Source organism: Legionella sainthelensi, assembly GCF_900637685.1.
Lineage (GTDB): Bacteria > Pseudomonadota > Gammaproteobacteria > Legionellales > Legionellaceae > Legionella > Legionella sainthelensi.
The window spans coordinates 564,340-581,596 of record NZ_LR134388.1; the positions used below are offsets into that span (position 1 = coordinate 564,340).

The following is a 17,257-nucleotide window of genomic DNA, read 5'->3' on the forward strand; positions in this document are numbered from 1 at the left end:
TATTTCATTGTTATAATGCTTCTCTTTTTATTTGCGGTATGGATATTTATGTGGATTGTATGGATTGCTCTCTCGCGACCTTACACGTTTATTGTTATGGCTCTTATGCTTCTTATTATTGGGCCTTTAGCAATTATGCGTACCCCCACTGATATTTTCCCTGATATCAATATTCCAGTTGTTAGTGTGGTATGGACTTACACCGGATTGCCTCCTGATGAAATGGGTGATCGTATAACGAGTGTATTCGAACGGGCAGTTACTACTACTGTGAATGATATTGAGCACATCGAATCGGAATCATTGATTGGTGTGAGCGTTGTCAAATTGTATTTTCAAAAAGGCGTGAATGTGGATATGGCTTTAAGCCAAGTTACTGCAATCGCTCAAACCGTGTTACGTAATTTGCCTCCAGGAACGTTACCTCCTTTAGTTTTAAGTTATAAAGCTTCAACTGTCCCGGTGTTACAACTGGTGTTATCGAGTTCAACGATTCCTGAACAAAAGTTAAATGATTTAGGCAATAACTTCATTCGTACTCAGCTTGCAACAGTCCAAGGTGCATCACTACCGTATCCTTATGGCGGTAAAATTCGCCAAATTATGGTCGATCTGGATACACAAGCGATGCAAACTTATGGTATTTCTGCTAAAGAAGTAAATGAGGCCATACTTGCCCAGAACCTGATTATTCCTGCTGGTACGCAAAAAATAGGTGAGTATGAATATATTGTTAAACTCAATGGTAGTCCTCTTGCTGCAGTCGAATTAAATGATGTGCCCGTGAAAACGACACCTGGCCGAGTATTATACATACGTGACGTAGGCCATGTACGTGACGGTTTCGCACCGCAAACGAATATTGTCAGGGTAGATGGGCAACGGGCAGTAATGATGTCCATAGAAAAAACTGGAAATGCATCAACACTAGATATCGTCAGTCGTGTGAAGGGTATGATTCCTAAAATAAAGGATATGTTGCCTGAGGGGCTGCAATTGTCTTATTTTGCAGATCAATCCATATTTGTCACTGCCGCTATTCGTGGGGTAATTACAGAAGGAGTAATCGCTGCCGTATTAACCGGGTTAATGATCCTGCTCTTTTTGGGGAGCATGCGTAGTACGTTGATTATCACTTTGTCAATTCCTCTATCGATTATTACCTCGATAACTATTCTTTCCGCACTCGGTGAAACAATAAATATTATGACCTTAGGGGGATTAGCCCTAGCCGTGGGAATTTTAGTGGATGATGCTACAGTAGCCATTGAAAACATTAACTGGAATTTGGAACAAGGAAAAGGAGTCGAACAAGCTATTCTAGATGGAGCAAAACAAATTGCTATACCCGCGCTTGTATCAACTTTGTGTATTTGTATTGTTTTTGTACCCATGTTTTTTCTTGGTGGAGTGGCACAATATTTATTTGTACCCTTAGCTGAGGCGGTAATTTTTGCCATGCTTATGTCCTACATATTATCACGTACTCTCGTTGCTACCCTGGCGAAATATTGGTTACGCAAGCATGAGCTCAATGCCCCAGAAGAAAAAAAGAAAAGTCCTCTGGAGCGCATCCATGGAAAGTTTGAAGAAAAATTTACACTTTTACGTTCTCGATATTTTGATGCGCTTTCTTGGGTATTAAATAATGCTAAATTTTTTATTACTTGCTTTTTAGGATTTGTTGGGATTTCAATAGTATTACTATGGCCATGGCTGGGTTCGAATTTTTTTCCTGATGTGGACGCTGGGCAAATTAAGTTACATATTAGTACGCCAACAGGGACGCGAGTAGAAGAAACCGCACGGACTGTAGATAATATTGATACTCTTATTCGCCAAATAATCCCTCCTAAAGACTTAGAGAGTATTGTGGATAATATAGGTTTACCTACCAGCGGCATTAACTTATCGTACAGTAATTCGGCGACGAATGGACCAGAAGATGCTGATATTTTAATTTCTCTAAAAGAAGGACATCGCCCAAGTTCCGATTATGTACGTCAACTCAGATCGATTTTACGAGAGCATTTTCCATCAGTAACCTTTGCTTTTTACCTGCAGATATTGTCAATCAAATTATTAATTTTGGTTTACCTTCGCCGATTAATATTCAGGTAATTGGGTTAAAGAAAAAGGAAAATGCTGAATATGCCAATAAATTATTAAATCAACTCAAATTGATTCCGGGCCTCGTTGATGGAAGAATAAGACAAAGAAATAATTATCCTGAGTTTTTTGTTGATGTGGATCGTAGCTTGGCTCGTGAACTAGGATTTACTCAATACGATGTTGCCTCTGATTTGTTGATCACATTGTCCGGTAGTTTTCAAACTACACCTACTTTTTGGTTGGACCCTCGAAATGGAGTTTCCTACCCTATTGTGACTCAGGCTCCTCAATATGTAATGACTTCATTAAACGATTTACGAAATATTCCTATTGGAAGCTTAACAGTCCCGAGTCAGTTGCAAATTTTAGGTGCTTTTGCCACACTGAAACGCACATGGACTTCAGTTGTTGAATCACATTATAACGTTCAGCCAGTAATTGATATTTTTGCAACAATACAAGATAGAGATCTGGGGTCGGTAGCAAGTGATATAGAGAAAGTTATTGAGCAAACTAAAAAGGATGTTCCTAAAGGATCGTCTGTGGCTATTCGTGGTCAAATTGATACTAAAGACCATGCCTTCAGTGGCCTTTATTGGGGCTTGGCTTTCTCCATTTTATTAGTTTATTTATTAATTGTGATTAATTTTCAATCATGGACAGATCCTTTTATTATTATCACAGCCTTACCCGCTGCAATTGCGGGAATTAGTTGGATGTTATTTATGACTCATACCCCATTAAGTGTGCCTGCTTTGACAGGCGCAATTATGTGTATGGGGGTTGCAACGGCAAATAGTATTCTTATTATTAGCTTTGCCAGAGATCACTTGGCTACAGAAAATAATCCAATGCAAGCAGCTCTTGAAGCAGGGAAGACGCGTTTAAGACCTGTGATGATGACTGCTTTAGCGATGATTATTGGTATGTTTCCTATGGCGTTAGGTTTGGGAGATGGAGGGGAGCAAAACGCTCCATTAGGACGAGCAGTAATTGGTGGTTTATCATTTGCTACCCTTGCTACGCTTTTTTTTGTCCCTTCTGTTTTTTATGTAATTCATGAGCGTAATTTGAAGAAAAAGCAAAGGAAAGAGCATGCTTAAAACAATTCACTCCCATTTGCATAAGCATACACATAAGCGACTCATTATCGCTCTAGCTGTGTTTTTACTGATTTTACTTACTATTATTTTTATGCGTGTGTATGCATCTATTCGTTTGCGTAATGAGACTAGAGCTGATGCTGTACCTGTAGTAAGAGTAATGACGGCAAAACAAGAAACAGGTATGGATCGAATTGTTTTGCCGGGTAATGTTCAGGCTTGGCATGAGTCACCTATCTATGCCCGTACGAATGGGTATGTGAAACAATGGTATGTAGATATAGGTAGTCGTGTTAAAACGGGAGATCTGCTTGCTGTAATAGAAACTCCCGAGCTTGATGCACAAGAACGTCAGGCACGGGCTGATTTGAAGGTTGCCATTGCTAATAATAAAATCGCACAAATTACCGCAAAACGTTGGCTTCATTTGGTAAAAACGGAGTCTGTATCGCAACAAGAAACCGATGAAAAAGTGAGCACGGCAGCAGCTCAAGCAGCTGCAGTATATGCAGCTCAGGCTAATCTTCAACGCTTACAAGAGTTAGTTGGTTTTGAACGCGTCATAGCACCTTTCGATGGGGTTATTACAGATCGTGCAACGGATATAGGTGATCTTATTGATGCCGGAAGCAGTACGACGACACAACCTTTATTTCGCATTGCCCAGACGAGTCCTCTACGGATTTATGTAAAAATTCCACAATATTACTCTGCACGTATTAAGCCTGATATGGCGGTAAAATTGAATTTTGCGGAGCATCCAAAGCAAACATTTTCAGCTAAATTATATGAGACAGCTCATGCTATTGATCCTAAAACACGCACTTTATTGGCTCAATTCACAACTAAAAACAAAAATGGAGAGCTATTGCCTGGGGGATATACGGAAGTATTGTTTCGTTTAGATGTTCCAGCTAATACCGTGATTCTACCAGTGAATACCTTACTTTTTCGTGCTCAGGGATTACAAGTAGCTGCTTTAGATCAAGACAATAAAGTGGTGCTCAAGTCTATTACTGTTCGCCGTGATTTTGGTTCCAAGATTGAAATTGCAACAGGTGTTATGCCTGGTGATCGAATTATATTGAATCCTCCAGATGGGATTATCAATGGAGAAACGGTGCGGGTTGTTTCATGAATAAACTGATTAGCCTAGGTGTATTTGTATTTGCATTAGCCGGTTGCTCCCTGGCGCCGAATTATCAGCGACCTGCGATGCCAATTCCAGAGCATTTTAAAGAACCGGGGCAATGGGTAGAAATTAAATCAACACCCAAATTGGTAGCTCCGAATGCTTGGTGGGAAGCTTTTCAGGATCCCGTGTTAAATGATCTGCAAAAACAACTGAATTTAGCCAACCAAGATTTAAAACTGGCTTTTGCACGTTTTCAAGAGGCGATTTCTATAGTTCAAATTGCCCGTTCCAATTTTTATCCTAATGTCCAGGGTTTATTAAATGGAAATAGAGAGCAAACATCAAACACTATAGCAAATCCGGCTAAACAATCTCTTTTCAATAACGTTTTAGTCGGCGGGTATCTAACTTATGAGGTTGATGCATGGGGGAGTATTCGTAACGCAGTTAAAGCAAGTGAAAGCCTAGCTCAAGCGAGTGCATCCGATATGGCCTCAGTCCGTTTGAGCTTGCAAGCTGAGCTTACAAATAATTATTTTGCACTGCGTGGAAGCGATGAAGCACAACGTATCTTGGATAAGACGGTTATTGCATATCAGAAAGCCCTTTATTTAACGCAACAACGATATCAAGGAGGGGCAGCACCTATTGCGAATGTTGATGAGGCTGAAACACAATTAGAAAACGCGAAAACATTGGCTGCTGACATCCGCTTACAACGAGCCCAAATAGAACATGCGATTGCGGTTTTAGTAGGACAAATACCAAGCGAATTTTCAATAGCTCCAGGTAAATTACCTAAGAAGTTACTTGCAATTAGTCCTAATCTACCTTCTACTCTTCTAGAGCGCAGACCTGATATTGTGGCAGCAGAATCGCGTGTCCAGGCTGCAAATGCTACTATTGGTGTCGCACGAGCTGCTTTTTTTCCTGTGATAAGCTTAACGGGTACAGGTGGTTTTCAAAGCCAGAGTTTTTCAAATCTTTTTTCAAAACCCAGCCTTTTCTGGTCTCTTGGGCCCTTTAGTTTATTCACATTATCCCAACCATTGGTGCAGCAAACACTCATTGATGGGGGGCGCTTACGTGGATTGCTCAATCAGGCTAAAGCTCAGTATTTTGAAACAGTGGCACAGTATCGGCAAACAGTCCTCACTGCGTTCCAAGATGTAGAGGACAGCCTTATAGCTATCCACCAGTTAGATAAAGAAATTCATACTCAAGAAGCTGCAACGCGTGCGGCTATAAGAGCTTGGAATCAAGGGATATATCGATATAAGGGTGGCTTAGTTACTTTTCTGCAAGTGGTGGTTGTGGAGAATATAGCACTACAATCAGAACTTTCATTAGTTAATGTACGAACGCGGCGCCAAGTGGCTAGTGTGCAATTAATTAAAGCTCTAGGTGGCGGGTGGTCTTTAGATATGGGACAAAAAAGAACGGCTCTTGCTCTCTCTCATACTCAAAAAAACGGGACTTAATTTACATAGAGACCATTTAACTGCTTAAGGGTGGATGAAGACAAGTTTAAAGCAATAGTGCTCACTTGTTGCTGATCTCTGATTTCATCCGTAAAAGGTTGTTTGTATTGGAGAGCATCGGTTGGGGTAATATTAGTCAGTTTATGTCGATCTTATTTACTGAGTCAAACCCATTGTAAATTGAAGCAAATCGCTTTGATAATGCTCCTGTATTAGAGAGGATTTATCGGTCGTGATGCATGCTTCAATTTGATTATTTTTAGAAATTTACTAGGGTCTGTTGACAATTCACCTGCCGCCTACGTGCCGCGGCTTGTCCGCGGCATCCAGTAGATGGTGAAATTAAAAGCTGAACAACCTAATTGATTGATTAATAAAAGTAAACTCATAATATAACGGCTCAGATACCAAGTATAAAACGAGTTTGCAATGCTTAGACTTATGCTCAATGACGAGCGTTGGTCAAAGCTGAGGGAGATCATGCTGCAGAACATACTATTGCAGATAAGGGTTATGATAGCGAAGAGGTTCGAGATACCATTCGAAAAAAATCATCCATTCCCGTGATTCCAGGAAAGAGCAATTCTAAAACTGGCAATGCAGATATGGATTGGGGTATTTATAAATACAGACATCGAGTTGAAAATTTTTTGTCAGAATAAAACACGTTCGTGCAATCGCCACAAGAGTTGATAAATTAAAGCGAAACGATGCTTCTCTTGTTGCTATGGCATGCGCATTTTTATGGCTACCTATGTAGCGCAGCTTCCGGTATTATCTTCGTGTTTGTCCAACAGTCAAGGAAGTACGATGAGTCTGGCTTATGTTTCTATTCTTGCGAGTCAGCATCATGGTACTCTTTACGTAGGGTCTACGTCAGACATCATTAAACGGACTTGGGAACACAAAAATAAAGTCAGTCCTGGTTTCACTGCTCAGTATAACGTACATATGCTGGTCTATCATGAAGCATATGAATTATACGTTGAAGCAGCACGACGTGAAAAACGTTTCAAAAATTGGCCAAGACAATGGAAAATAAATTTAATAGAGAAACTAAACCCTCAATCGCGTGACCTGTATGAAGAAATGTGCCAATGATTTAGATCGAATGGATGCCGCGGACAAGCCGCGGCACGTAGCCGGCAGGTGAATTGTCAACAGACCTTAATTAGGTTATGAGATTTTATTGAGATAATTTAACCAAAAGGGCTGTTAAGTGAGTTAGTGGAAATCTCATCGCATATCATAAAATCGTAGAGACGAGGTATGGCAGGCTCGTTTAAGTGCTTATCATTCAAACTATGATGGATTGAACAATTGATTTTAACTATTCTGCTCAAGCGCTTTCATAAGCCTTAATTTGTTTTAATGATTAAGATTTAGCACCTATCCAAATGGGCATTCATTTACATTATCAGAACGGCTTACACATAATTGATAATGATCGACTCCACCCCATGGAACCCTGGATTCCTCTATAAATGCTAGAGTCTCAATTTGAACATGATCCTCTGAAACACCTTGATAATAATGACATCTGACATTATCACTTGGATGTTTATGATCACCCCAGGCCGCCACTTTGAAAACCAAATTTTTTTGGCTAGGGCTTTTATCGTTTACTACAAGTTTCCAGCCAGATGGTGGAACAACATAATAATTTTCCCCCGCCTTCACTAATAACTCATTTACTGTTGGGCAGGTTTGAGCATAGGCTAGCATTGTTATACTATATAAAAAACAAAAAGTGATTCCTTTTTTCATATATCCTCCTTCGATTAATTGTCGATGATTATGCTTTATTATCTTAAAATTTATTAACTGATTTGTATAATCATAAAATTAAATCGTTTAATAGAATATTTTGCTTGGACTTCAAAATTATTAATCAATATGATTTATTGTATTTTTATAACGATTAATTTTACTGATATTACTTGACCAAAACTTATAACCTTTAGGACTACTGTTAAAATGGAACCGTTCATGGTGTTGCGAAAATGCTTTTCATCTCTTTTATTTGACTGATACTTACTCTGAGTGCGTGATGTTCTTCAATTCATAACGATTAATAAGCGTTTTAACATGGTTCCATCAAAATTCAGCAATTCGTTCACACTGACTTGTGCGTGTTGCTCGGCAATGCTTAAACTGTAATTGGATTTCATTTAAGGAGAGGAGATTTTCTTGTAGGGATAGCCTCAATAATCATATTAAGGCTTGCAGGTTATAAAGTATCTGGGGTTAACGTCATGCGGGCTTGCCGAAGAGACAAAACTTAAAGCAAAAGTGCAGAACTTGTTGCTGATGTGATTCCACCCATACTGTAACGCTTATTCTTCTAGTCAAGATAAATCGTATAAGAGTATGTATTAAACCCATCATACTGAGTACTAACATAACGCAATCCGTTGCAAGAAGCGTGCACTACGGGATGATTTATTAATGGTCCATCTTTAATATCGAGGACACACCAGTTGTTTTGGTCATCGCCAACAGTGACTAGTGCGTATCCAGCGTGGCATTGATAAGAGTCAGTGATCTCAAAACTATGAGGACCTAATATTTGCAGCATCACATCTTGATCACTATATCCACGGGTAATAACAGCACCAGGGTGAGATGCACTGTAGATACGAAAATAATCTTTATAACCGCACCAAGATTGTTCTGCATGAATATTGCTCATCATTAAGCTTGCTGCCAGTACCATCCATTTTTTCATTTCGGAGCACCTTTTTATTTTTATTGTGAAAGTCGGGGCAAATTATAGGGAAGTCTTGGATATAAAACAATCATTAAACTATTCTGCTGCAAAGCCTTTCGATGCACTGGCAAAAGTTGGTTTTGCGAACCAAATTATGACGAGTAAAAAGATGAAAATCCAGGCTGCAAGTCTAAAAATATCATTGGTAGCTAACATATAGGCTTGGTTAATAACCGTAGTATAGAGAATTCCGAAGCTTTTTATGCCCGATATGCCTAGTGCATGCAATTGTTCTGTGGTTTTTTGAACCAAAGGATTATAGGCAGTTATTTGCTCAACAAGTTGGCTTTGATGTAATGCTTCTCTATTGTTCCATAAAGTGAGGCTGATAGAAGTACCAAAACTACTGCCCAAGATACGACAGAAATTAGCAAGTCCGAGAGCACTAGCTAGTCGCTCAGGAGGTAGCTCCGCTAAAATCAAAGCGATTAAGGGCGTAAAGAAAAATGCAAGGCCAATACCCTGAAGGAATCGGGGTTCAATTAATTGAACAAAACCTATGCCTGTGTAAAAAGTAGACTGCCACATCGAAGTGAGGGTAAATACAATAAACCCAATACTGATAATAATACGCAAATCAAATTTACCCATGTAATTACCAACAATAGGTGTTAAAAAAACGGTAAAACCCCTACTGGAGCAACTGCAAGACCTGCCCACGTTGGGGTGTAGCCCATTTGTGTTTGCAGCCATAATGGGAAAATAACCACTGTGGCAAAATAAACAAGAAAGCCCAAAGTAAGACTGATCGTTCCAATTGAAAAATTTCTCTGGGCAAATAAACGTAAATCGATTATTGGATTATCTTGAGTAAGAAGCCAAACAATTAAAAAGCTTAGCGTCACTGTGGAGATAATTGCTAAAGTAATAATAAAATTAGAATGAAACCAGTCGGAATCGTATCCTTTATCGAGTAAAACTTGCAAACATCCAATACCAATGGTTAATAACAATAATCCGATGTAATCAATGGGTAATTTAACAGTAGGACTTTCTCTACCACTAAGTGTTATCATAGTGAAAATAACAGAAAAGATTCCAACGGGTAGGTTAATATAAAAAATCCATGGCCAAGTATAATTGTCAGTGATTATTCCTCCCATAATAGGGCCAAATATTGGTCCAACAACTGCAGTCATAGCCCATATGCCGGTCGCAAGGCCTCTTTTTTCTGGAGGATAGTTAGCAAGTAAGATACTTTGAGATAATGGAATCATAGGTCCTGAAACAGCACCTTGAACTACGCGAAAAAAAACCAGCATCCCTAAGTTCATAGATAATCCACAGAGTATGGAAGCAATTGTGAATAATGCGGTGGAAAAAACAAAAAGACGAACTTCGCCAAAACGTTTTGCAAGCCAGCCTGTAAGCGGTAGCATAATGGCTTGACTGACTGCAAATGAGGTGATAACCCAAGTGCCATTATCAGGACTTACTCCTAAATCACCTGCAATAGTTGGAATGGCTACATTAGCAATAGAAATGTCTAAGACATTCATGAATATTGCTAAAGACAATGAAACTGTCATTAAGATCAATCTACTGCCAGTAAGTGGTGGTAGATCAGTCATTATGATTTGCTCCTGGGTAAAAACATATCTGGCGAGTTCGCTTTTAAAATGTCGTTAATAAGAGGTTCCACTTCTGCTAACTGTTTTTTGTAAACATTTGTTTGAAATTTAAATTCGGGCTCTGACTTTCTAGGGAGCCTACTTCCGTTTAAATTATGAATATCAATAGTAACGCGCATGGACAATCCTAATTGTAACGGATTCTTTCTCAATTCATCTGGATTTAAACTAATACGAACAGGAAGTCTTTGGACTATTTTAATCCAGTTTCCAGTCGCATTTTGTGGTGGCAATAAGGCAAAAGCTGAACCTGTTCCTGCATTTAATCCAGCTACTTTGCCATGATAGGTAATTCCAGGATATGCATCGGCATAAATAGTAACGGGCTGACCGATACGGATATCATTAAGTGCAGATTCTTTATAATTTGCATCAATCCAGGTATCGTTTAGCGGAATAATTGCTAACATCACAGAGTTCATGGATACTTGCTGACCAGGCTGAACACTACGTTTAGCAACATAACCGGTAATGGGGGCTTTAATGGTCGTTCTTTGTAAGTCTAGATAAGCCTTTTTTAAATTTGCTTTGGCAGTTTCTACGAGCGGATGAGTATAGAGTTGAGCATTTTCGACCAAGGCTAAAGCTGCGTCTAATTGATGCAACGAAAGATCGTAGGTTGCTTGAGCCGCTTCCAAAGCAGTTTTATAATGTTGCATTTCTTCGCGCGATACGGCGCGATTACCCATTAATCCTTGCCGACGTTTCAAATCGAGTTGAGCTTGAATCAAATTGGCTTTATCCAAAATTACTTTTTGTCGTGCCTGAGCGGCATTCTCAAAATATTGGCGGACTTGGCGTACGGCTTGAGCTAAATCTGCTTTAGCTTTTTGTAAAGCGACTTTATAATCTGCAGGGTCCAATTTGATTATAGTCTGTCCTTCAATAACTAATTGAGTTTCATCAGTATCTATTTCAATGACCGTTCCTGCTACTTGGGGCATGAGTTGTACCATATTGCCGTTAATATATGCATCATCAGTGTAAAGTTCAAATTGTCCCCATATCAACCAATACGTAAGCCATAATAAGGCAATAAGCAAAAAGCCCCCACCGAGTATTAGCATGGCGATTTTACGTTTACGTAAGGTTTCGGGTGTTGTTCCTTCTTTTTTAGTTTCAGTTTCTTTATTTTCAGCCATGATCTAGAGCTCTCCACCTAAAGCTGTTAATAAAGCTATAAAAGCTTGTTTTTGACGAGTTTGTAACTGTTGTAACGTCGCTTTTTGCTGTATTAATAATTGTTTTATTTCAATAAGTTGGGGGTAATCAATAATTCCTTGAGTATAACGTGCTTGGAACAATTTGTAATTGGACTTTGTAGTGTTGAATGCTTGATTTTGTGCGGCAATTTGTGTGTTAAGCGTTTTTAAAGTGGCTAATTGATCACTCACTTGTTGTAAGGAATTTAAAATTGTTTGGTTGTATTGATTCACTGCAAGTTCATATTGTGTATAGCTTACGCCAAGATTTGCTCGTCGTGCTCCTGCGTCAAAAACAGGTAAATCAAAAGCGGCGCTGGCATTGTCATTCTCAAACCATATATTAAAGGCCTTATTAAAATAAACGCTTTGTACGCTTAATAAACCTCTCAAATTTATATTAGGGAAAAATGCAGTTTTAGCGACATTTATTTGATGTGCTGCTGATTCTGTGAGTGCGCGTGCCGAAGCAATATCAGGTCGTTGCGCCAGAATATTTGCAGGAATTATTCTGGGGAGAGTAAGTTGCTTTTTGTCATATACAAATGCCGCGACATCAACTTGAGTGGTAAAAGGATTTTTTCCCATTAATACAGCCAATTGATGGCGTGATTGCATCTCTGCTCGTTTGAAATCTTCAACAGTGAGTATGGCTGTTTGGTAATTGGCTAATGCAGTTTTTACTGGGATATTCGATGCGATGCCCTGTTTTGCGCGGTCCAAAATGATGTCTGCAAGTTGTTTTAATAAGCGCACATTTTCCTGCGCTAAGCGTTGCTGGGTAATATTATTTTGTATTTCAAAATAAGTTGTTGCCACTGCCGCACTCAACACCAGTCGAGTTTCAGCCAGATCCATTTGTGTGGCAAATGACTCACTGATTTTGCTTGCTAAGTTTTCCCTGTTTTTTCCCCAGAAATCAAGTTCATAATTAAATTTGAAACCGATATCTGCTATGTTTGCTTGATTGATTCTGGTTAGAAGAGGGCGTAGATCAGGGGGAATGGTTCCATGTATCGGAAAGTATGCTTTCTCCACATATCCATCCAGGTTAATTGCCGGCCAAAGAGTTGAATAGGCCATTTTTGCAAGCTGCTGGGCACGCTCAACACGAGCCTTGGCGCTATGTATATTTGGCGCATCATGAAGTGCTACAGAAACGAGCTGGTCTAGTTGAGGATCATGAAAATGTTTAAGGTAATGTATTGATTTATTTTTAGGAATTCTATAAATATGTCTCACGGATAAATTATCCGATTTAATGGGTTTTGTTTTGGTCTGTATTTCACCAAATAATGAACAACCCGTTATTGTTAAAGTACTCAATATACTGAGGATGAAGGTTATGCGCACATTTAAATCCGTTTTTATATCAGGTTGTACTTTATCAACATTTTAAAAGAAAAACATTAAGGATCACCCGACTTATTGATAATGAAAAGAATTTACAGGTTTCTATGTTTATAAAATATGAACTAGAATAATTTAAGTAGCATTAAATAAAAAGTAAAAGAGAGGAATATCATGGATATATTAAAAAAAATAGTGATGATGGGTATTGTTTTGACAACACTTGGATTCTTAAGCGCATGTGGAACTGTAAATGGATTTGGTAAAGATGTATCTCATGTAGGTAAAGACATACAACGTGCGGCGCAATAAATTTTTATAGTCTAGGGAGCGGTTGATGTTTCACCGCTCCACAACTTAGCTTAAATTTTCGAGAGTAACTATTCCTGGCATTGCTTGAATTCTACGATTTTTTGTGCCTAATTCTTTGGGGATATAGGGTTCCCATTGCCATGTGGGTCGGTCATAGTTTTGTGCCTGAAAAAGTTCATTTAAATGATCAATTAATGCAGTCTTATCTGATAAGTCAGGAGTGATTTGAATGGTAAATTGATTCAGTTTGTGCTGTTTGATGGTGTAATCATCAAATTCACACGAGAAAGAGGCCATCTTTTGACGAATGAGATCCGCAAAAACAGGAAGCACTTTGTTTCCTTGGGTAGCATAACAGATATCGCCTTCCCGACCTTCAATTCCCGCTAATCGAGTAAATATACCATCTGATTGTTCCTCGATCAAAACATCGTCTAAACGATATCTAATTATGGGCTGCGTCGTGCGCAATAGGTCGGTAATAATAGGCACAAATCGCCTATCATCCAACCATTGTTTTTCGATAATTAAATATTCTTCATTCATTAATAAATGATTATTCTCTTTATTACTGATTGCTAAAAACCCCTCTGTGCACTGATACACTTGAGATATTTGGCAATTAAATGCGTTACTTATGATGTGTTCATCACGGGGTTCTAAAACTTCAGCTACTGCGAATATTTTTTCAGGATTAATGGATAAACAATGCTTTTTTCGGGCTAGGGCCAATAATACAGAGGTAGGGGCGGATAAAATAGTAGGTTGCAGCTTGTTAAGAGGAGCTATATGACTTTCAAAATTTTCAAATAAATCAAAAAAGTGAAATTGAATTTTTTTATTTTTATCTAGATTGGTGTAAAGCTTATTATTTGCTCTAAGAAAGAAAGCGATACGTTCTTTTCTCATCAGTCCTTTAGGTAATGTTTTGGCCATTAAAATGCCCGCCCAGGCATCACGTTCCCTCGCACTGACAAGAAATAACCCGCGATTTCCTGAAGTTCCAGAAGAAAGTCCAACGGCAATATCGTTAATTAAGGAAGAAAAGTCACGCGTACGCTCTGCATGTAGTGCTAACGCTAATGCTTGGTCTTTTTTGATTTTTTGAGTATTTATCTCGTCAAAATGTTCCATCATTATTTTTTTATCAATAATCGGCCATTGGGCAAATGGTTTATCCAGATAAGGTTGATAAAAAGGTGATTTATATAAAGTTGTTTTTACTAAATGTTTAAACTTTTTTTCCTGATAGGCAGATAATTGTTCGCGTGATTTAAAACATTTTTGAAGATATTGAGTTTTAAAATAGTAATAAAGAAGCCTAAAAATCATTATTGTTTTTCCAAAATGCGAGTACGTATATGTTGGCAATGAGAAGGAATAATATCTATTGTCTTATTGTTATTAAAAAGGTGATGTAAATTTCTTATAGTTTGTTGGTATGCTTCTTTATTGTCATGAATTAAGTAAGTGACGTTACTGGGAAACACGAATTCTTTAAATGCTTCTTGATGCCAGCAACTATCCGCAACTAAGAAGACCTCTTGCGTATTTTGTTCTGGATCGTGGAATGGGGCGCTTTTAAAATACAAACCAATTTGTCCTTTCGCATGCCCTGGTAGAGGAATAGCAATCAGATGTTTATCATCAAAAAGATCAAACCCTCTTGTAAAAGGGGCTAAATTGGATTCAAGTTGTATTTCATTTTTTAAAATCACCAGACGTTCATAAAAGTCTTTGGGGAGTAATCCAGGTAAAAATCCCTGGAGTAAGGCTTTAATGCCTTTTTTATTGGATATATTGTTTATAGCATCTAAGTGACAGAAAAATTGGGCATTAGGAAAATCGTTTAAGCCACCTATATGGTCTGCATGAAAATGTGAGATCACGATCGCTTTAATCTCAGAGGCTTGAATATTTTTTTCTTCTAATTGTTGTTTCAGTGATTTTTTTAATGTCACAGGAGTTAAGCGTCTATAAAGTGAAAATGGAAATTTTTGGGTGAGCTCATAAAATCGGTTGCTGTAACCTGTATCGAATAAAATATAACCTTGTTTTGGATGTTTTATTAAAGCGCAAATTGCTGGATATTCGCATTGTTTCAAGCGGCCATTTTTTAAGGTCATGCGTTCACAATGCCTACAAAATCCTGCTTCAAATAATTGATATTCAATCATGATGTTCGATACCATTGAGCAAAATGTTCAATGCCTTGTGCAATATTTATTTTGGGTTGATAGCCTAAATCTTTTTGAGCTGCATCAATATTCAAAGTTTGCCCCAAAGATAAAACCGCCGCGCTGTATTGGGTTAGGCGAGGCTCTTTGGTAATAAAGGGTAGGCTAAACGCTTTTTCCATGCAGCCAGCATAAATTTTTGCAACGGAATAAGGGATAAATTTAGGTGTAAACGGTTTTTGTAACGCATGGAAAAGCTGTGTCAGAATGTTTAAAAGTGTCTGGGGTTCATTATTGGTTATATTGTACTTTTTACCACAAAACTGTTGGTCTGCGCGAGCGGCTAGGAGCAAGCTTTCTACAACATTTTCAACGTAAGTAATGTCGATCACATTTTTTCCATCACCAATAATAGGCAAGAAGCCTTTCTTTTCATTCTTTAATAGACGAGGAAAAATTGCTCGATCATAAGGACCAAAAATAGCGCGCGGACGCAAAGTAATCACATTCAGATTTTTTTCTTGGTAGGCTTTGTCCACTACAGCTTCGGCGAGTAATTTAGTTTTTACATAATAATTAGCAGGTTTTGGCGGTAATGCCATATCTTCTTTGATGTTATATTGTTCCCTGAAATTAAAATAGATACTGGGCGAAGAAACATGTACGAGTCGCGCATTATCTGGAGTAGCGTCTATGATATGTTGTGTTCCTGTTACATTGGCTTCGTAAAAATCTTTATAACGACCCCAAGGGCTCGAAAGTGCGGCGCAATGAAAAATGGTTTGGGCATTTAGCGCTGTGTTTTTTAATTTGGCGTTATCTGCTAAATCCATGGCGATAAATTGAGCTCCTAGCTGGGTAATGATTTTACCGAGCTGCTCATTACGCCCTAAGGCAATTACCTCATGTCCTTCTTCCACTAAGCGCTTGGTTAAATTCATTCCAAGACAACCCGTTGCTCCTGTAACGACACAAATCATTTTAATACTCCAGTATCACGCCACCAGCGGCTAAACCAGCGCCTGTACCCAATAGTAGTACTAATTGCCCACGGTGTAATTGATTTGTATCAATGAGAGTAGATAACGCGGTGGGGATAGAGGCTGCAATTTGATTTCCATGATAGGGGTAAATGGACACGAATTTTTCAGGAGGGATATTAAGCCTTTTTTGTATGTGATGCATAGCAAGTAAACTTGCTTGATGCGGAATAAACCAATCAATATCCTGCATTTGTAAATGAGCCTTAGTTAATAGGTTATCCATGAGACTATCTAATAACTTAGATGCTAATTTGAATACTCTTTTACCTTCCATGTAGAATAAACCTTGTTCTTTATTTTTAAGAGGGTCTTTAGCCGGTAAGCGAGTTCCTCCTGCCTCTATTTGACAGAAGGTAGAACCAATACTATGTGTTTCATGATGTGACGATAAAATTCGACTTTGACCATCACTTTTTTCAATGATACACGCAGCTGCTCCATCGCCAAAAATGGTACAGGTTTCCATGTCTTGCCAATTAAGTCCAGCGGAAGCAATATCACTGGAAACAATAAGAATACGATTAAATCGATTACCTGCGATTAAATAGGAAGCAATATCCAAGGCACTTACGAAACTTAAACAGGTACTGTTTACATCAAAACAGGCAATTCCCGATTGTTCTAATCCTAATTGTTTTTGGATCAATACCGAAGTGCAAGGAATGGCTTGCTCGCCCACGCCACAGGCACTGATGATGGCATCAATATCGGTTAATTTGATACTTGCTTGTTGTATTGCAAAGAGTGCGGCTTGTGCTCCCATGTAGGAAGTTGTTTCATCGGGTGAAACAAAATGACGTGAAATGAGGCCAGATTTTTTTTGAACGCTTCCTTTTGGTAAATTTAGTTTTGCATCTAATTCTGTAGAAAAGACTTTGTTTCTAGGTAAATAACGCCCCATTCCAGTAATTTTTACAGCAGGCATCTTTGGTCCTTATTTG

General features: G+C 38.5%; 16 protein-coding genes and 1 pseudogene. 7 read left to right on the forward strand and 10 right to left on the reverse strand.

All coding sequences use genetic code 11. The features are described 5' to 3' along the window. Window positions 1–48: 48 nt before the first annotated feature. The 6 genes and pseudogenes from EL220_RS19455 (at window position 49) to EL220_RS02560 (ending at window position 6,932) form a co-directional block, all read left to right on the forward strand. Window positions 49–2,121, forward strand: coding sequence for an efflux RND transporter permease subunit (locus tag EL220_RS19455; RefSeq protein ID WP_269470999.1), 2,073 nt, complete (start codon window positions 49–51; stop codon window positions 2,119–2,121). Next, window positions 2,121–3,215 (forward strand): efflux RND transporter permease subunit, encoded by a 1,095-nt coding sequence (locus tag EL220_RS19875; protein ID WP_269471015.1) that lies wholly within the window; start codon window positions 2,121–2,123, stop codon window positions 3,213–3,215. Before EL220_RS19455 ends, EL220_RS19875 begins: the two co-directional genes overlap by 1 nt. Next, window positions 3,208–4,353, forward strand: a complete 1,146-nt coding sequence (locus EL220_RS02545; RefSeq protein WP_027272107.1) for an efflux RND transporter periplasmic adaptor subunit — start codon at window positions 3,208–3,210, stop codon at window positions 4,351–4,353. Before EL220_RS19875 ends, EL220_RS02545 begins: the two co-directional genes overlap by 8 nt. Next, window positions 4,350–5,831 (forward strand): efflux transporter outer membrane subunit, encoded by a 1,482-nt coding sequence (locus EL220_RS02550; RefSeq protein ID WP_051544777.1) that lies wholly within the window; start codon window positions 4,350–4,352, stop codon window positions 5,829–5,831. Before EL220_RS02545 ends, EL220_RS02550 begins: the two co-directional genes overlap by 4 nt. Before the next feature lie 485 nt (window positions 5,832–6,316). After that, window positions 6,317–6,591 (forward strand): annotated as a pseudogene (locus tag EL220_RS02555) (transposase); the annotation flags it as partial. Between the two features lie 50 nt (window positions 6,592–6,641). Then, window positions 6,642–6,932, forward strand: a complete 291-nt coding sequence (locus EL220_RS02560; RefSeq protein ID WP_128130969.1) for a GIY-YIG nuclease family protein — start codon at window positions 6,642–6,644, stop codon at window positions 6,930–6,932. A 288-nt stretch (window positions 6,933–7,220) separates the two neighbouring features. On the opposite strand, the gene EL220_RS02565 is transcribed toward EL220_RS02560, so the two are convergent. The 6 genes from EL220_RS02565 to EL220_RS02585 form a co-directional block, all read right to left on the reverse strand. After that, window positions 7,221–7,598: a hypothetical protein gene (locus EL220_RS02565; RefSeq protein WP_027270728.1), complete on the reverse strand. Its 378-nt coding sequence runs from the start codon at window positions 7,596–7,598 to the stop codon at window positions 7,221–7,223. Window positions 7,599–8,175: 577 nt separating this feature from the next. After that, on the reverse strand, window positions 8,176–8,559 hold the full coding sequence (locus EL220_RS02570; RefSeq protein ID WP_027270729.1) for a hypothetical protein: 384 nt from the start codon (window positions 8,557–8,559) through the stop codon (window positions 8,176–8,178). 78 nt (window positions 8,560–8,637) lie between these two features. Continuing rightward, window positions 8,638–9,192 carry an efflux MFS transporter permease gene (locus EL220_RS19465; protein ID WP_269471000.1) on the reverse strand — a complete coding sequence of 185 codons (555 nt, stop codon included), beginning with the start codon at window positions 9,190–9,192 and terminating at the stop codon, window positions 8,638–8,640. Between the two features lie 20 nt (window positions 9,193–9,212). Then, entirely contained in the window at window positions 9,213–10,172 is a 960-nt protein-coding gene (locus EL220_RS19470; RefSeq protein WP_269471001.1) for a DHA2 family efflux MFS transporter permease subunit, read from the reverse strand. Then, a complete protein-coding gene (locus tag EL220_RS02580; RefSeq protein ID WP_027270731.1) occupies window positions 10,172–11,374 on the reverse strand; it encodes an efflux RND transporter periplasmic adaptor subunit in 1,203 nt (400 codons plus the stop codon). Before EL220_RS02580 ends, EL220_RS19470 begins: the two co-directional genes overlap by 1 nt. 3 nt (window positions 11,375–11,377) lie before the next feature. Further along, window positions 11,378–12,787: an efflux transporter outer membrane subunit gene (locus EL220_RS02585; RefSeq protein WP_027270732.1), complete on the reverse strand. Its 1,410-nt coding sequence runs from the start codon at window positions 12,785–12,787 to the stop codon at window positions 11,378–11,380. A 171-nt stretch (window positions 12,788–12,958) separates the two neighbouring features. Between EL220_RS02585 and EL220_RS02590 the strand changes: the two genes are divergently transcribed. Continuing rightward, complete coding sequence (locus tag EL220_RS02590) at window positions 12,959–13,096, forward strand: entericidin A/B family lipoprotein (RefSeq protein WP_003632999.1); 138 nt, start codon at window positions 12,959–12,961, stop codon at window positions 13,094–13,096. A 45-nt stretch (window positions 13,097–13,141) separates the two neighbouring features. On the opposite strand, the gene EL220_RS02595 is transcribed toward EL220_RS02590, so the two are convergent. The 4 genes from EL220_RS02595 to EL220_RS02610 are packed head-to-tail and all read right to left on the reverse strand — an operon-like array spanning window position 13,142 to window position 17,241. Beyond that, complete coding sequence (locus EL220_RS02595; protein ID WP_027270733.1) at window positions 13,142–14,428, reverse strand: F390 synthetase-related protein; 1,287 nt, start codon at window positions 14,426–14,428, stop codon at window positions 13,142–13,144. Beyond that, window positions 14,428–15,288: an MBL fold metallo-hydrolase gene (locus tag EL220_RS02600; protein WP_027270734.1), complete on the reverse strand. Its 861-nt coding sequence runs from the start codon at window positions 15,286–15,288 to the stop codon at window positions 14,428–14,430. Before EL220_RS02600 ends, EL220_RS02595 begins: the two co-directional genes overlap by 1 nt. Continuing rightward, window positions 15,270–16,253 carry an NAD-dependent epimerase/dehydratase family protein gene (locus EL220_RS02605; protein WP_027270735.1) on the reverse strand — a complete coding sequence of 328 codons (984 nt, stop codon included), beginning with the start codon at window positions 16,251–16,253 and terminating at the stop codon, window positions 15,270–15,272. The genes EL220_RS02600 and EL220_RS02605 overlap by 19 nt, the downstream gene beginning before the upstream one ends. A 1-nt stretch (window position 16,254) precedes the next feature. Next, window positions 16,255–17,241 carry a beta-ketoacyl-ACP synthase III gene (locus EL220_RS02610; RefSeq protein ID WP_027270736.1) on the reverse strand — a complete coding sequence of 329 codons (987 nt, stop codon included), beginning with the start codon at window positions 17,239–17,241 and terminating at the stop codon, window positions 16,255–16,257. Window positions 17,242–17,257: the final 16 nt, after the last annotated feature.

What these genes read in the sequence shown, in the direction of transcription:
- EL220_RS19455 (WP_269470999.1), top strand. Translation starts at nt 49, where the DNA reads ATGTGGATTGTATGGATTGCTCTCTCGCGACCTTACACGTTTATTGTT.
- EL220_RS02545 (WP_027272107.1), top strand. Translation starts at nt 3,208, where the DNA reads ATGCTTAAAACAATTCACTCCCATTTGCATAAGCATACACATAAGCGA.
- EL220_RS02550 (WP_051544777.1), top strand. Translation starts at nt 4,350, where the DNA reads ATGAATAAACTGATTAGCCTAGGTGTATTTGTATTTGCATTAGCCGGT.
- EL220_RS02560 (WP_128130969.1), top strand. Translation starts at nt 6,642, where the DNA reads ATGAGTCTGGCTTATGTTTCTATTCTTGCGAGTCAGCATCATGGTACT.
- EL220_RS02565 (WP_027270728.1), bottom strand. Translation starts at nt 7,598, where the DNA reads ATGAAAAAAGGAATCACTTTTTGTTTTTTATATAGTATAACAATGCTA.
- EL220_RS02570 (WP_027270729.1), bottom strand. Translation starts at nt 8,559, where the DNA reads ATGAAAAAATGGATGGTACTGGCAGCAAGCTTAATGATGAGCAATATT.
- EL220_RS19465 (WP_269471000.1), bottom strand. Translation starts at nt 9,192, where the DNA reads ATGGGTAAATTTGATTTGCGTATTATTATCAGTATTGGGTTTATTGTA.
- EL220_RS19470 (WP_269471001.1), bottom strand. Translation starts at nt 10,172, where the DNA reads ATGACTGATCTACCACCACTTACTGGCAGTAGATTGATCTTAATGACA.
- EL220_RS02580 (WP_027270731.1), bottom strand. Translation starts at nt 11,374, where the DNA reads ATGGCTGAAAATAAAGAAACTGAAACTAAAAAAGAAGGAACAACACCC.
- EL220_RS02590 (WP_003632999.1), top strand. Translation starts at nt 12,959, where the DNA reads ATGGATATATTAAAAAAAATAGTGATGATGGGTATTGTTTTGACAACA.
- EL220_RS02595 (WP_027270733.1), bottom strand. Translation starts at nt 14,428, where the DNA reads ATGATTTTTAGGCTTCTTTATTACTATTTTAAAACTCAATATCTTCAA.
- EL220_RS02600 (WP_027270734.1), bottom strand. Translation starts at nt 15,288, where the DNA reads ATGGTATCGAACATCATGATTGAATATCAATTATTTGAAGCAGGATTT.
- EL220_RS02605 (WP_027270735.1), bottom strand. Translation starts at nt 16,253, where the DNA reads ATGATTTGTGTCGTTACAGGAGCAACGGGTTGTCTTGGAATGAATTTA.
- EL220_RS02610 (WP_027270736.1), bottom strand. Translation starts at nt 17,241, where the DNA reads ATGCCTGCTGTAAAAATTACTGGAATGGGGCGTTATTTACCTAGAAAC.